A 14892-nucleotide genomic window follows, 5' to 3' on the forward strand; every position below is an offset into this window, starting at 1 on the left:
TCCCTTCTTTATCTTTCTTGCTTGCCTAACCGAGTAATTATAACACATTGCTTAAAACTAACTAAGCGTGCAGATTTTTAAAAATTCGTTTATACTTATAAAAAATTGAAAAGAGGTATTCTAGGATGGAAGATTGTATTTTTTGCAAGATTATCGATGGTGAGATTCCTAGCTACACGGTTTATGAAGACGATGTCGTAAAAGCCTTTTTAGATATTTCACAAAATACGCCTGGCCACACGCTGGTTGTGCCCAAAAAGCACGTCAAAGACATTTTTGAATACGACTCTGAACTGGCAGCTGCCGTATTCAGCCGCTTGCCAAAGATTGCCCGGGCCATTCGCGACTCAAATCCTGACATCAAGGGCATGAACATCTTGAACAACAATGGTTCCGTGGCCTACCAATCCGTCTTCCACTCTCACATTCATCTGATCCCACGCTACAGCGACAAGGATGACTTTGGGATTACGTTTTCGGACAACTCGAACCAATATGATGAGCAAAAGTATCAGACTGTTCAACAGGCAATTATCGATCAGCTCGGTGACTAGCTATGTTCGACGACTTCAAAAACGCTGGTCGCGATGTTTTAAACGCCGCTAAAAATCTGCAAGAGCAGCTGATGAGACTGCAAGATTGCCTAAATGAGCTGAATCAAGCAATGGACGGAGTGGCAGAATTTTCAAGAGCTGCCCAGCATGCCGTCAATTTGTGGCAGTTTAAAAACGAGCCGCGATTAGAAAAAATTCAAAAAATCATATCTAAATATCAAGCATAGTAAATGGGACCGCGAAAAATCGGTCTCTTTTTTATAAGAAAAAGCGCTGGATCCGGCCGATTAAAAGCTGGATTCAGCGCTGTTGCTATTAAGAGTTGTTTTGGTTAGTTGCTTGAGCTTGATGATGCATCCGAGCTGGAACTCTTGGAAGAACTGGACGTTGAGCTGGAGCTGGTCGTCAGGTATTCATCCAAAATGTTCTTCAAGTCGCTATCCTTGATGGAAACGTTACCCTTCTTCAGGACCTTGGAGACAACGTTTTGCAGGAAGGTTGAGTCATTCATATTTTCTTCAACGATCTGCTGCTTCAATTGGGCAATGTGGTTGCTCATCTTACCCTTGGCTGGGTGCTTGATCATGTAGATGACCTGGTAGCCGCTGTCGGTTTTGACCGGCGTTGTCGTGTATTCACCGGTCTTAAGCTTAAAGGCGGCCTTCTTGTAGGCTGAGTCAAGCGTGGTGTCGGTGTTGTCAAAGGCTGCTACCTTGCCACCATTACTCTTGTTGGAAGTATCCGTTGACTTTTCCTTGGCCAGTTTCTTGAATGCCTTGTACTTGTCACCAGAAGTACTGTTCAGCTCATCAATAATTGATTGAGCCTCGGACTTGGAGCCAACCAGGATTTCAGCCGTTTGAACCTTTGGCTGGTATTCTTTCCATTGTTTCTTCAAAGCCTTGTTGGAGAAGTTGGAGTAATGACGAACTGCCGCTTGCAAAAGCAGGTTAGAGCGAATCTGCTGTTTAAGCGTCTTAGTCGTCAAGCCGTTTTGCTGCAGTACCGTAGAGAACGATGAGCCATATTGCTTCTTGTAGGAGTTGTACTCACTGTTGACCTTGCTGTTAGAAACCTGTGAGCCGTACTGCTTTTCCAAAACCTTGTCCAAGATCATTTGTTGAAGCACCTGCTTGCCCGCAGAGGTCTGCTTCATGCTGCTGTAGTAGGCACTTTCGGTGATCTTGCCACCACTCGTTGTTGCAACTGCCTTATTGCCACAGGCAGCCAATGGCAGCATTAAAGAAATTCCGGCCAGGATAGCCAAAGCTTTTTTCTTTGCGTTCACTAAATTACACATCCTTTAGATTATTAAGAATTTACTCGTGATAAATTTACCAGTCTAATATAACACAACCAAACCGAGATTAAACCCGACTTAGACAATGTTTAGCTTTTCTTCAAAGTTTCTTCATTGGTCGGGCGATAAAAGCGGCGATTGTCTAGGCTAAACAAACGGTCGGTATACTCCCCAGGCGCGGTTTTATTCAATGCCGTCTGAATCGTCATAATTGAAGCATCCAACTCATCCAAGTGGTGCAAGATCTCTGCTTCCAAGAGCTGTGGCCGCGCCGGCGATCCATATTCTAACAGGCCATGATGAGAAAGAATCATGTGTCTGAGCAGTACCACTTTGGGTGATTCTGGATCAAAGCCCAGTTCATCGCAGGCTTGGACGATCTCACCGTCCAAAAGCGAGATGTGGCCAATCAGATTGCCCATCACGGTATATTGCGTTGCAATCGGACCGCTTAGTTCAATGGTCTTGCCCAGATCATGCAGCATTGCTCCAGTATACAAAAGCGCCGCATTGACGTTTGGATACTGACCGACAACTGAGCGTGCCAGTCGCAGAATCGACAGCGTGTGAAAGGCCAGCCCACCAACAAAGGCATGATGATTGCTCTTGGCGGCCGGATACGAAAACAGTTTTTCACCGTGCTTGCTGAACAGATGACCGGCAATCTTTCTCCAGACCGGTTCATCAATCAGATCAAAAAACTCCCGGAAGCCCGCCTTTAGCTGGATTGTCGTTTCTGGTGCGCGAGGTACAAACAGCAATGGATCATGAGGCTCGCTTTCTGTTGCCAAACGAATCGAATCAATTTTGATCTGTGGTCGATCCCGATACGTTTCACGCTGACCCTTAACGCTGACGACTTTCCCCGCCTGCAGTTGTTTGATTTCATCAGGCGTAGCGTCCCAGCGCATCCCGCTGATCTCACCAGAAGCATCTGAGATGGTCAGCGCCAGATAAGGCTTACCGGCACTGGTTGTCTTGGCTGCAGCCTCCTTGAGCAGGGCAAAAAGCTGCATGCTTTCGCCTTCTTGATATTGGGCAATCTGTTTGGCCATTTCGTCTCACCGCCTTTAAAAAACGGAACCGTAAGCTACGATTCCGTTAAATTGACTATTTTTCTGCACCGCCGTTTTGTTCAGGCATCGCTTCACGATAAAGTTCTGCAATTGGTGCCGTGATCGTCTTGCTGATCTGTTGGATCATGTCGTCCAATTGGCGTTCTTTGACCATCAGATTTTTGATGGCATCTTTTTGACCAACTTCTTTAGCCAGGTCTTGAACTTCCTTGATTTCTGCTTCCGTCAGCTGCGCACCTTGCATTTGCTTTTGTTGAGCCTGCATTTGCTTTTCTTGGAATTTTTGGAAAGTACCAAATGCATCCTCATCCTTCTTAAGTTCTGCAAAAGCTTCCTTCAATGCCAGGAATTCTTGCGTTTCGCGCATTTGGCGCTCCATTTCGTTTGCCGTGTCGTAGATGTTGACAACCATATTGACATCCTCCTAATTAATTATTGCTTGTTAAATTGTAACATTATGCCCGATTTTAGGCTAGTAACTATTGAAACATCGACTGCAATGAGCTCCACCAGTCGCTGGCCTTTTGCTTAAGCGTATTGCCGCTGTTGCTTAACTCATCGCTAATATTATTCCACCAATTACTGCTTGATTTGCTCTGTTTTGATTCAGCCTTGGTTTGGGCATCTTTAACCGTAAACTGCGTCCCGGCCGTTTCTGGTAAAATAGCGCTCATCTCGGCTTTATAAAGCACGCTGATATTTCTACTGGTAACGTCAGCCAGCTGTTGTGACTCGGTCGTGCTGTCATAGCCTTCCCAGGTTGCCACAACGATATCAGGCGTGTAGCCGACGATCCATTTGTCACGATCGCCATCACCGATTCCCGAGTCGGTCGTCCCGGTCTTGCCGGCCAGCTCATAGCCGGACGGTTTGGCGGAAACCCCAGTCCCATGTTTGAATACGCCTAACATCATGCTGGTCATCTCGTTGCTGATCTTTTTGGAGATGATGCGTTTGGCGGGCGTCGAACGATAGCGTTTGATTACCTTGCCGTTTGCATCTTCAATCTTGACGATGTAGTGCGCGGTTGGTAATTTACCGCCACTGGCAAAGACCGAATATGCCCGGGCCAATTGCTGAGGCGAGACGCCGTTTGACATCCCACCCAATGCCAGTGCCAGGTTCTTATCGCTCTTTTCTACCGGTAAGCCAAACTTTTGGGCCATCTGGTAGCCGGCATTGACGCCAATTTTATTTAAAAGCCAGACTGCCGGTGCATTAAGACTCTCGTACAGCGCCTTGTACATTGGTACACTGCCGCTGTAGGTATCGTCATAGTTTTTTGGCGTATAGTGGTTGCTGCCATAAGACGTCTTTTTATCCTGCAGCGTTGAGTCGTAAAAATAGCCTTTCTCTAAAGCCGGCGTGTAGACAACGATCGGCTTAATGGTGGATCCTGGCTGCCGCCGCATCTGAGTAGCACGGTTATAGCCTCTAAAGACGTGTTTGCCACGGCCGCCGACAACCGCCGTTACGCCACCAGTCTTAGGATCCAGGGCGATCGACGCAGATTGAACCATCGTCGAGCTGCTTGAGCTGTCCGGGAAGTTGTCGTCATCGTCATAAGTATCCTGCATGGCTTTTTGCTGATTTTGATCCAGCGTCGTGTAAATCTTATAGCCGTTGTTCATGATGTCTTTTTCCGACAAATGATACGTATTGACGGCCTCACTGATCACTGCATCAAAGTAGTATGGATACTTATAGGTATCAGGGCTAGTATAGCCGTTGGTAATCGTCAATGGCGTCTTTTTATAGGCATCAGCTTGCGATTGAGTCAATTTCTTGTTTTCGACCATCAGCTGTAAAACCACATTCCGACGCTGCTTGGCAGTAGTCGGATGCTTGACTGGATCATAAATCCCCGGCGAGGTCAGCATCCCTGCCAAAGTCGCAGCCTGAGGAACGGTCAATTCACGGGCATCCTCGTTAAAGTAACGCTTGGCCGCATCTTGAACGCCCCAGACCCCATTGCCAAAGTAGGCATTGTTAAGATACATGGTTAAAATCTGTTTTTTGGAATATTGGTTCTCCACTTCAATGGCAATAAAGATTTCTTTTGCCTTCCGCGAGAAGGTCTGCTCTTGACTCAAAAAGGCATTTTTAACCAATTGCTGGGTCAGAGTTGAGCCTCCACCAGAAATATAGTCGCGTCCCAAGAGCTTATTTTTAACCAACAGCAAGGCCGCTCTGCCTAATCCGCGGACCGAAAAACCGTGTTCATGATAAAAACGGCGATCCTCGGTTGAAAGCACTGCATCCGGTACGTTGGAAGAGATCTTGCTCAGCTTGACATAAGTCCCCTTTTGCGAATAAAGGCTGCCGGCCGACTTACCCTTGCTGTCGTAAATCATCGTTGGCTGTTCCAGACGTTTTTCCAGATCCTTGACGTTGGCGATTTTGGCAACAAACGTCAGATAGATGCTGGCAACCAAAAATAGTGACATTAAGATAACGATCAGCCAGCGCGTTAGCTGAAACCGATGCCAGAAATACTTAAAACGCGTCCAAAAAGCACGCCAGGTCTTGCCCAGCCAGGCTTTAAAGCGCACTTTCCAATCAGTTGCAGGTTGTTTCATTATAATTTTTCCTCATGTTTGAAATTCACCCCGTAATTTTATCACAAACAGTCCTTTTTGGTGTCAGTCGCCAAGGCAGTCCATTAAAACTTATCCAAAACGCAAACAATCCAGGCCAGTACTTAGACGTTTGGTTATCCAATACGATTTAAAATTAAAAACCCCCGCCTTGATTTTAAGACGGGGATTAGTTTTATCAGTATAAACCGATTGAAAATGATTTTTCAGTTGTTTTGGCCAACTTTGACTACATTTCGTCTGGAGCCTTAACGCCCAGCAATGCCAGAGCTGACTTCAAAACATCGCTAACGGCTTGAACCAGGGCCAGCCGTGCCAGCTTTTGGTCATCGTCAACCAGGATCCGCGTGTGAGCGTAGTATTGGTTAAAGGCCTTAGCCAATGACAAAGCGTACTTACCGATCAATGATGGGTCGTACTTGATGGCGGCGCGCTTGATCGTTTCTTGGTATTGACCCAAGAGCTTGATGATGTTCCATGATTCTTCATCATTGAGCTTCAGATCAGCATCAGAAAGGTCGGGGTTGCCAGCCTTGCGCAGCAGACTCTCAGCCCGTGCGTGTGCGTATTGAACGTAAGGACCGGTTTCACCTTCAAACTTAACGGCGTCTTCCAGCTTGAAGTTGATTGAGTTGGTCCGTTCGTTCTTCAAATCATGGAAGACGATGGCACCAACGCCGACTTCTTGTGCAACTTGGTCAGCATTTGCCAGGTCAGGGTTCTTTTCAGCAATTTGTTGACGAGCCAGTTTGATGGATTCGTCCAGCACTTCTTCCAGTTGAACGACATTACCCTTCCGCGTTGACATCTTCTTACCGTTCAGCGTCATCAGACCAAATGGAATATGGTGAATCTGCTTAGACCAGGTAAAGCCCATCGTAGCCAGCGTGGCCTTTAATTGTTGGAAGTAGTAGCTTTGTTCGGCACCAACAACGTAAAGCGACTGTTCGAAACCGTACATCCGCTTTCTGAACAGTGCCGTAGCTAGGTCACGCGTCATGTACAGCGTTGAGCCGTCTGACTTTTGAACCATAGCTGGATTCAAGTCGTACTTGGAAAGGTCAACGATGCCGGCGCCACGACTCTTTTGTAGCAGGTTCTTGTCGTTGAGCAGCTGCAGGATTTCATCCATCTTGTCGTTGTAGAAGGCTTCACCATTGTAGGAGTCGAATTGAACGTCCAGCATGTCGTAGACCTTCATGAAACGCTTCAAAGATTCAGCCCGGAACCACTTCCACAGATGAACGGCTTCTTCATCACCGTCTTCCAGCTTCCGGAACCATTCACGACCGGCTTCGGCATATTCTGGGTGTTCGTCAGCTTCCGTGTTGATCTTAACGTAGTATTTTTGCAGCGTGTTGATTGGGTCAGCCTTGACAGCTTCTTCATCGCCCCACATTTCGTAGGCGGCCATCAGCTTACCAAACTGGGTGCCCCAGTCGCCAAGGTGGTCAATCTTGATCGGGTTATAGTTGGCCTTCTTCATGATGTTGGCAATTGCGTTACCGATAACCGTTGAACGCAGGTGACCCATACTCATCGGCTTGGCGATGTTTGGTGAGGACATATCGATCGTAACATTGGCCTGGTGACCAAGATCCAAGTCGCCGTAATGTTCTGGGTCAGCCAGAATTTCCTTTAAGATGCCGGCACCAACATTGGCCTTGTCCAAGAAGAAGTTGATGTATGGACCAGCTGCAACGACCTTTTCGAAACCAGTTTGGTCGATCTTTTCAATCAGTTCACCAGCAATCATCTGTGGTGCCTTGTGCAGTTCCTTAGCCAAAAAGAAAGTTGGGAAAGCGTAGTCCCCGTTCTTGCTGGTCTTTGGCCGTTCTAACTTATTTTTGATGTCTTCAATGCTCATATCTGGCAGTGCAGTCTGCAGCGCCGTAGCAACCTGTGTTTTTTCGTCCATGTTTTACCTCCTAAATAAAAAACGCCTCCAACGAACTCCAAAGTCCATTAGAGACGAGAAATTTCCCGCGGTACCACTCTAGTTGAATGTGCAACATTCCACTCAAATGATATTTAAATGTCTTACCAAAGCGCGTTCAAGAGACCAGCTGCACCTGCCTTCCAGCAACGCAGGCTCGCTTGCCAGCGGCTACCTCTCTAATATTCTTCAGCTTTTTATACAATTTCAGATTATACCAGTTCAATTAAAAAAGGCAAGTTACATGTTTGTTACGAAGCCGAATTTTTTAGCCGCTCAATCCGTTTTTCCAATGGCGGATGCGTATCAAACAGCTTCATCAGCCAATTACCAGGTCTGGCATTAAAGCAGATGGCATTGGTGGCTGCATCGTCAGCTGGCATCTGGCGATCATCGCTTTTCAATTTCTCAAGCGCACTGATCAAGCCACTGGGATCTCGCGTCATTTCTACTGATCCCGCATCGGCCAGATACTCACGCTCTCTGGAGATAGCAAAAAAAGCAATCCTAGCCAATGGAATCCCGACAATGGCAATTATGCCGCCAACCACCGCCAAACTGGCCCCGAGCATTAAAAAGATCAGCTTGATGATCCCAGCCTTGGTTTTAACGCTCATCAGGCCAATTCCGGCAATTAATAGACCCCAGCCTGAATATCTAACCAGCTCCAATAATGACATGGCAATCGTCGTAACGCGAATATCGTAGTTTTTGATATGTGACAGCTCATGACCCAAGACACCGCGCAACTCTTCATCATTCATCAGATCCAACAGTCCCTGAGTAACAGCCAGACTGGCATGTTCTGGATTGCATCCCGTTGCAAACGCATTGGAACAGTCAATCGGCAAAATGTAGATTTTTGGCATGGGCAATCCACTGGCTAAACAAAGCTCACTAACCAATTCATAAAGGTGCGGTGCCGTTTTTTCATCAACTTGTCGGCCACCATTGATCTTCATTAAAAAAGTTGCTGAATGCCAGTAAAACCAAATCAGATAACCAAAGCCAACCAGCCAGAAAATCCACATCCAATTAGTCCCAAACGCCCAGTCAAATACCAGCCCGACGCCAATGACAATAACGCTCATAAAAATTAATAGCCAAACTGTATGGCGCCGATTACGGGCAATCTGTTCAAAAAGCATTTTCCTCCCCCCTTCATCTTGATTATAATGCTGGGGGCGTCTTATAATCGCTGAAATCAAAAAAGGATGAGCAGCAACTGCTCATCCTTTACATAAGCGGGTAACGAGAATCGAACTCGCGACACAACCTTGGGAAGGTTGGGTTTTACCACTGAACTATACCCGCAAAAAGCTAAGTAAAAATAACTTACTTAGCAAGTATACCTCATTAATTTAAAAATGTCATCAAGTAATTTTGATTTTTTAAACTAATTCTTGTCGGCTGGTTTTTCAATGCGTACCTTTGAAGAGTGCCGGGCCCGCGTTGCCTTTTTGCCAGTCGTCTTTTTAGCCTCTTTTTCAGCTTCTTCTTTTTCCGCTTCCACTTCGGCTTCTTTGTCTTCTGCCGTACGTGGAACAGCCTTCAGCATCTTGGCCTCATCTTTACGAATGATTGCGCGACCGTTCAATTCGTTGACACCGCTCTGGTCAGACGGATCGTAGTCTTGAATGGCAATCATAATCGAGTTTTCATATACTTTTTCGACTTCTCCGGAAAAGTCATGATCCATAGGGCCAAATTTTTTGCCTTTGACAATATCGCCAATCTTGTAAAGCATGCAATTCACCTCGTCAATTTTCCCGATTGATAGCAATACATGATAGTTTACTCTTTTTACGGCAAAATTCAAGCACCACGTATCAAACCCGGCTTTATCAAGCAAAAAATGATAAAATTTAAACAGCTAAAAACTTTAGAAGAGAGGCCTTTCAAATGATCAAAATCCTAACTTTAATCGATGCCATCTGTGCAATTGCTCTTTTTATCACTGTTTTTATGGGACTACATGCCAAAATGGAAAAGCGCGTCAGTGACTGGTTCGTCCTCACGCGCTTGGCATTGATCGTTGCGGCCATTACGGCTCTGGCCACGACTCTGATGTTTTTCCATCTGCATCTGCTGCTGTTTGTCGGCCGCATCATCTGGTTACTGATCGCCTTGTTTGCCATTGAAGCTGCCTTTCGTCAAAAACGCGAGACATTCGGCAATCCATGGCTGTTTTTTGCCACCTATCTGATTTTAATCATTAACGTTGTCATTAATATTTGGTAATTAACGATTTGCCAAATTGATCATTTCTGTTTGTCATCAGCTGCGTTGCCAGTATCCGGATGTGATCGTATCAATCATTTTAACCAATTGACGCGTCTCTTGAATATCGTGAACCCGCAGTACCCGACCGCCATGCAGATACATGTAGGTTTCTGCAATCAGCGTCACTGACAGGCGCTCATCTTTGGGCAGATCAAACAGTTTTTTGCCAAAGCCCTTGCGCGAGATGGCTACCATGATTGGTCGGTTCAGGTAACGGAACTCATCGATATTGCGCATCATCGCGTAGTCCTGTTCACCATCGGCAACCTTGGAATAGCCAATCCCTTCATCGATAATCACACGGTCCAGATCAATCCCGGCTGACGCAATCTTAGCCAGATTATGCTCAAAGAAATGCTTCATCTCAACGGTCAGATTGCCATACTCGCGATCACGGCTGCTGTGCATCGTTACCAGGCCAACCCGACTGTTTTTAAGCAGCTGTAATTTGCGTTGATCATCAAAAGCATTGACGTCATTGATGATATCAACGCCTAACTCCAAGACTTTTTCCATCACAGGCAGCTTATAAGTGTCAACGGCAATTGCCACGTTGGGAAATTCTGCTTTTAACATCTCAATGCCCGGAACGATGCGTGCAAGCTCTTCTACTGGCGTAACCTCTTTAAATCCGCCTGGCTTGGTGGTTTGTCCGTTGACCTCAATCACATCGGCACCTGCCTCAACCATCTGCCGAATATGATCACGCATGGTTTCAGGAGTATTGTAGCGGCCGCCATCGTAAAATGAGTCTGGCGTAACGTTCATGATGCCATAAATAATTGGTTTGGCCGAAACATTGAAGTCGAAGCGACCCGCACGCCAAGAGACGGTATGATTAGCCGCGATCTTAACCAAAGATTGGCATAGTTCTTTATCATCAGACCATTTTTGAGTTGCACGGTGGGCCATTAAATGAAAGGCCGTCAATGGCAGCATGAACTCAACCTTGCCTTTTAGATGAGCCAAGGCGGCATCAAAATGATTTAAAAAATGAGCTACTTGATTAGTCGTTTCGTCATCGTTGCATTCCCATGTCAAAAAAAGCATCTGCTGATTATGTGACAGCTTGTCATAGATTGCCGAGGCTAATGGCGACAAATTGGCAACGTTTGTGTCCTCCACGATTCTCATTTCATTTCCTCCATTTGGTCCAATAGATTCTTAACGGCGCGACTACGATGACAATAAGCCACCCAATCAGCAAAGCTCATCTCAGCGAGCGTATGATCCAAACCTTCTGGAATCAAGATTCGATCAAAGCCTGATCCCTCATCACCATGCTGAGCCGTGGCAATTGTTCCCTTTAACTCACCATAAGCAGTCTTGCTGACCTGACCGCTTCTTGCCAACACGATTACGGTTTTCATAACAAAGTGCCGATCACGGCCATCAACCAATCGAATAATTCCATCATTCATATCGCTTTTGGTAGCAAAGTGCGGAGTCAATTGCCGTGCGGTCTCAATGCCGAATCTTTGCGGAAAAGCCTCCAATTCTAGTCCAGAATCATCGGCAATAACGTTTTGGTCAGGTAACAGCCGACTGATGAACTGGGCTTTTTTTGCGGCATTTTCGGCATAGCTTTGCTTACCTTCTGCCGGAAAAGTCTGTCGTACGATCAATTGGTCATAGGCAATCCCCTGCGCGCCATAAAATTCCAGAATTTGACTGATTTCGCGTTGCTTGGCTGGATTATGAGTTGCAATTACAAAACGCTGCGTCGTCATCTTAAATTCTCGCCTCGATTTCTTTGATCAGATAAAACGATCCCGTTACCAGCACCATCCCGTCCGCGCCTGCCAACGCAACTGCTTTTTGATAGGCAGTCCAGGCATCGGCAATCACCAGGGCATTCGGCAGATACTGCTGCAAGTCTTTGGCAGCCATTGCTCGCTTGGGCTGATCTGGCGTTGCCAAAATGATTTGGGCATTCAGTTTCTGATATGTTTGTACCATTTGCGCAACGTTTTTGTCTTTTAAAAAGCCCAGCACCAAGACCAGTTTTTGTGGATGGCCCAGCTGATCAAGCGTTTGGATCAGGCGAACTGCCGCATCGGGATTATGCGCACCATCCAAAAAGCTCAGCGGCTGTGTGCCAATTTTTTGCAGGCGACCCGGAATCACAATGTTTGCTAAGACCGCAGCAATCCGTTCCGGCGTGATTTCAAGCTCAGTTTGATTAAGCCAGTCAACGGCAGTCAATGCGGTTTTTAGATTATCCAGTTGAAACGTGCCCAACATATTAAACTGACATTCCAATTCAGCACCTGGCAGTTTAAGCTGCAGCTGCGTACCTGCCCAGCTCTGATCAAGCACTGTCAGCTGAATCGTTTTTTCACTATCCAAAACCGACACCTGACAAGCCTGAGCACGTTTAATAATCTGCGCTCTGGCAGCCTGATCCTGGTTAGGTGCCAAAATAACTACGCCAGTGCCCGGCTTGATGATCCCGGCCTTGGCTTGAGCGATATCTTTAATGGTTGGTCCTAAAATTCGTGTATGATCCAAGGCAATATGCGTAATGACGGCTAGTTTAGGAGCTTCAATTGCATTGGTGGCATCGTTTTGTCCGCCCAGGCCGCATTCAATCACTGCCCAGTCGACTTTTTGATCAGCAAAGTACTGCAGCATAATCAGCGTCCACCACTCAAAAACCGTTAGATCATCAGCATTCAAGTCATCCGGCAGCTGCTGTACGATTTTTTCATAGGTGGTAGCAAAGGCTGATTTTTCGATCAGACAGCCATCGATTTGAATCTGCTCACGCTGATCAACCATGGCCGGACTGCTGAAATGCCCCACCTTTTGTCCCGCCTGGTGCAGACACTGGGCAATCATCGTACCGGTTGAGCCCTTGCCATTAGTACCAGCAACGTGAATGATGCGAAACTGCTGATCAGGATGATGCAATTTTGCCAAAACGCGCTTAAGCATCCCCACGCGATCATTATCGCCGCCACGCATCTGGGGATTCAGACTGTCGATAATCCGTTCATAGCTCATCTGATCGTGACTTGTCTGTTCGTTGCTCATTTGACCAGGTCCTTGGTTTGCAGCAGAAACTCTTTACGCAATGCCTGATTGTCTTTAAAGTCACCGGTAAACTTGGAGGTGTAGGTAAACTGCCCAGCCTTATTGATGCCCCGCATTTCCATACACATGTGGCGAGCTGCCACCTTGATAGCGATGCCTTGAGGATTCAAAATCCGCTGCAGCTCAGTGGCCAGTTCGGTAGTCAGACGCTCTTGCATCCCTGGTTTTTTGGCTACGAAATCGACCAGCCGCGGAATCTTGCTTAAGCCGATCACCTTACCGTCTCTTGGTACATAAGCCACGCTGGCATAGCCAAAAAACGGCAGCAGATGATGCTCACACATTGAGTAGAATGGAATCTGCTGAATCAGTACCATTTCTGGCTGATCGTCAACATGAAAAGTCTTATAGTTGCTGAAGTCTTCTGGCTGGTGGTTCAACGATGCAAAGATTTCAGCATACATCTTGGCAACCCGCTGCGGCGTCTCTTTAAGTCCTTCACGCTGAGGATTCTCGCCAAATGCTTCTAAAAGCTCGCTGACCGCGTGTTTGATTTTTTCTTGATCCATAATTTCCCCCTATTCTACTGGACGAATCCAGTTATGATCCGTGGTGTTTTGTAGCAGCTGCTTGATCCGCTCCTGATGTACCGGATCATCATCCATAACGTCCAACAGCGGCTGCAGAACGAAACGACGATTGCCCATTTCAGGATGCGGAATCGTTAAGGAAGCCGTCTGCCATTTTTCATCTTCATAAAGGACGATATCCAGATCGATCGTCCGTGGTCCCCAATGAATCAGTCGTTTTCGATGCAATGAATGCTCAATCACATGCAGCCAGTGCAGCAATTCTGGCGGTGTCAGATTAGTATCTAAAGCCACGGCAATATTTAAAAAATCATCCTGCTTGACGCCGCCAACTGGTTCGGTTTCATAAATTGGTGAAACCTTGATGCTTTGATTGGCTGGATTGCGCATCAAAAGATTCAAGGCACGCATCAAATTATCGATCCGGTCGCCTAAATTGGTGCCGATACTTAAATATGCCCGCCTAGCCATTATTTTCACCTGCGACCTCAATTTCGACATTGTCAAAGACCCCATCAATTGGCACGCTGTACTTACGGATTCTCAATGTTACTTTTTCCAGCATTGAATAGTCTGCCAAGATTTTTTTTAGCAACTCATTAGCCACGCTTTCGATCAGATCAAATGAGTGCGTCGTCACAAAGTCTTTAATCGTATCATAAACATCGGCATAGCTAACCGTCTCATTTAAATCATCATGCTGAACCCGTTCTTCAATTGGATACTGCATGTCGATGTCAATCTCCAGCTTTTGTCCGAGTTTCTTTTCTTCGGCAAATACGCCGTTATAGGTATGAAACTTCATATTGTTGATCCTGATGCGCCCGATGATAACCCTCTCCTTACCTGGTTTCAAAATTCAATACCACCATCATACCGCACCCATGCCCGATGTAAAATCGATATGATAAAATAAATATTAACAAATCCAAAAAGGAAGTGACGTTCATGTTTTTAATCACTGAAAATCTGCCTACTCCTCATAAATCACTGGGTATCGTCAATGCTACCAGCCATTTAATGCTGCCCAGTGAGGCGATCGACGAGTTTGAAGCTTTCGACCAGCTTTTTCCTGCCGTTGAAGAAAAATTAAAACAAAAAGCCAATGAAAAAGGTGCCGATGGAATCGTTGGTGTGCGTTTTACCACTAATGTTGCCAACATGCAGGTTGCACCCAAGTTTCTGGTTTTGACCGGTTACGGCACGATGGTCCAGCTGCTCAATCAAAAAAATTAAACTTTTTTCGATTTTTACTTGCAATATTTTATTTTTAACGATATAGTTAATATTGTTGTCTTAGGCAACAGCTTTTCAATTAAATTTGAGATGCCCCAGTGGCGGAACTGGCAGACGCGCAACGTTCAGGTCGTTGTATGGGTAACCATGTACAGGTTCGAATCCTGTCTGGGGCATTGGCTTTTCAGCCTTAACTAAACATTTCAAATGCCCCAGTGGCGGAACTGGCAGACGCGCAACGTTCAGGTCGTTGTATGGGTAACCATGTACAGGTTCGAATCCTG

General features: G+C 46.2%; 17 protein-coding genes and 2 tRNA genes. 5 read left to right on the forward strand and 14 right to left on the reverse strand.

Translation table 11 applies throughout. The annotated features are described in order from the left end of the window. Positions 1-125 precede the first annotated feature (125 nt). On the forward strand, positions 126-554 hold the full coding sequence (locus tag QOS03_RS00725; protein ID WP_169461928.1) for an HIT family protein: 429 nt from the start codon (positions 126-128) through the stop codon (positions 552-554). 71 nt (positions 555-625) lie between these two features. Further along, positions 626-781 carry a hypothetical protein gene (locus tag QOS03_RS00730; RefSeq protein ID WP_283575010.1) on the forward strand — a complete coding sequence of 52 codons (156 nt, stop codon included), beginning with the start codon at positions 626-628 and terminating at the stop codon, positions 779-781. A 104-nt stretch (positions 782-885) separates the two neighbouring features. On the opposite strand, the gene QOS03_RS00735 is transcribed toward QOS03_RS00730, so the two are convergent. From QOS03_RS00735 to QOS03_RS00770, 8 genes are all read right to left on the reverse strand, one after another. Further along, positions 886-1842, reverse strand: coding sequence for a peptidylprolyl isomerase PrsA (locus tag QOS03_RS00735; RefSeq protein ID WP_272209338.1), 957 nt, complete (start codon positions 1840-1842; stop codon positions 886-888). A 101-nt stretch (positions 1843-1943) separates the two neighbouring features. Beyond that, on the reverse strand, positions 1944-2909 hold the full coding sequence (locus QOS03_RS00740; RefSeq protein WP_169461931.1) for a 3'-5' exoribonuclease YhaM family protein: 966 nt from the start codon (positions 2907-2909) through the stop codon (positions 1944-1946). A 55-nt stretch (positions 2910-2964) separates the two neighbouring features. Continuing rightward, on the reverse strand, positions 2965-3342 hold the full coding sequence (locus QOS03_RS00745; RefSeq protein ID WP_283575011.1) for a YlbF family regulator: 378 nt from the start codon (positions 3340-3342) through the stop codon (positions 2965-2967). A 67-nt stretch (positions 3343-3409) separates the two neighbouring features. Then, on the reverse strand, positions 3410-5509 hold the full coding sequence (locus QOS03_RS00750) for a PBP1A family penicillin-binding protein (protein ID WP_283575012.1): 2100 nt from the start codon (positions 5507-5509) through the stop codon (positions 3410-3412). 247 nt (positions 5510-5756) lie between these two features. Further along, positions 5757-7445 (reverse strand): arginine--tRNA ligase, encoded by a 1689-nt coding sequence (gene argS / locus QOS03_RS00755; RefSeq protein WP_283575013.1) that lies wholly within the window; start codon positions 7443-7445, stop codon positions 5757-5759. A gap of 269 nt (positions 7446-7714) precedes the next feature. Beyond that, positions 7715-8611, reverse strand: coding sequence for a M48 family metallopeptidase (locus QOS03_RS00760; protein WP_283575014.1), 897 nt, complete (start codon positions 8609-8611; stop codon positions 7715-7717). A gap of 95 nt (positions 8612-8706) precedes the next feature. Beyond that, positions 8707-8777 (reverse strand) — tRNA-Gly (locus QOS03_RS00765). Positions 8778-8859: 82 nt separating this feature from the next. Then, positions 8860-9210 (reverse strand): hypothetical protein, encoded by a 351-nt coding sequence (locus QOS03_RS00770; RefSeq protein WP_283575015.1) that lies wholly within the window; start codon positions 9208-9210, stop codon positions 8860-8862. Between the two features lie 155 nt (positions 9211-9365). On the opposite strand from QOS03_RS00770, the gene QOS03_RS00775 reads away from it, so the two are divergent. Continuing rightward, positions 9366-9704, forward strand: a complete 339-nt coding sequence (locus QOS03_RS00775) for a hypothetical protein (protein WP_283575016.1) — start codon at positions 9366-9368, stop codon at positions 9702-9704. 36 nt (positions 9705-9740) lie between these two features. Here QOS03_RS00775 and folP read toward each other — a convergent pair whose 3' ends face one another. The 6 genes from folP to folB are packed head-to-tail and all read right to left on the reverse strand — an operon-like array spanning position 9741 to position 14201. Beyond that, complete coding sequence (folP, locus tag QOS03_RS00780) at positions 9741-10880, reverse strand: dihydropteroate synthase (protein ID WP_283575017.1); 1140 nt, start codon at positions 10878-10880, stop codon at positions 9741-9743. Next, on the reverse strand, positions 10877-11476 hold the full coding sequence (locus QOS03_RS00785; protein WP_283575018.1) for a non-canonical purine NTP pyrophosphatase: 600 nt from the start codon (positions 11474-11476) through the stop codon (positions 10877-10879). Before QOS03_RS00785 ends, folP begins: the two co-directional genes overlap by 4 nt. A gap of 1 nt (position 11477) precedes the next feature. Next, a complete protein-coding gene (locus QOS03_RS00790) occupies positions 11478-12782 on the reverse strand; it encodes a bifunctional folylpolyglutamate synthase/dihydrofolate synthase (RefSeq protein ID WP_283575019.1) in 1305 nt (434 codons plus the stop codon). Further along, the gene (gene folE, locus QOS03_RS00795; protein WP_283575020.1) at positions 12779-13351 is read right to left on the reverse strand and encodes a GTP cyclohydrolase I FolE; all 573 of its coding nucleotides are present in this window, start codon (positions 13349-13351) and stop codon (positions 12779-12781) included. The genes QOS03_RS00790 and folE overlap by 4 nt, the downstream gene beginning before the upstream one ends. 9 nt (positions 13352-13360) lie before the next feature. Further along, positions 13361-13843 carry a 2-amino-4-hydroxy-6-hydroxymethyldihydropteridine diphosphokinase gene (gene folK, locus QOS03_RS00800; protein WP_283575021.1) on the reverse strand — a complete coding sequence of 161 codons (483 nt, stop codon included), beginning with the start codon at positions 13841-13843 and terminating at the stop codon, positions 13361-13363. Further along, positions 13836-14201: a dihydroneopterin aldolase gene (gene folB, locus QOS03_RS00805; RefSeq protein ID WP_272218784.1), complete on the reverse strand. Its 366-nt coding sequence runs from the start codon at positions 14199-14201 to the stop codon at positions 13836-13838. The genes folK and folB overlap by 8 nt, the downstream gene beginning before the upstream one ends. A 119-nt stretch (positions 14202-14320) precedes the next feature. Here folB and QOS03_RS00810 point away from each other — a divergent pair, with 119 nt between their 5' ends. Next, positions 14321-14608, forward strand: coding sequence for a heavy metal-binding domain-containing protein (locus tag QOS03_RS00810; RefSeq protein WP_283575022.1), 288 nt, complete (start codon positions 14321-14323; stop codon positions 14606-14608). A 92-nt stretch (positions 14609-14700) separates the two neighbouring features. Then, positions 14701-14784: transfer RNA gene (locus QOS03_RS00815), tRNA-Leu, on the forward strand. Positions 14785-14892 lie beyond the last annotated feature (108 nt).

This window comes from Limosilactobacillus pulli, assembly GCF_947381555.1.
Lineage (GTDB): Bacteria > Bacillota > Bacilli > Lactobacillales > Lactobacillaceae > Limosilactobacillus > Limosilactobacillus pulli.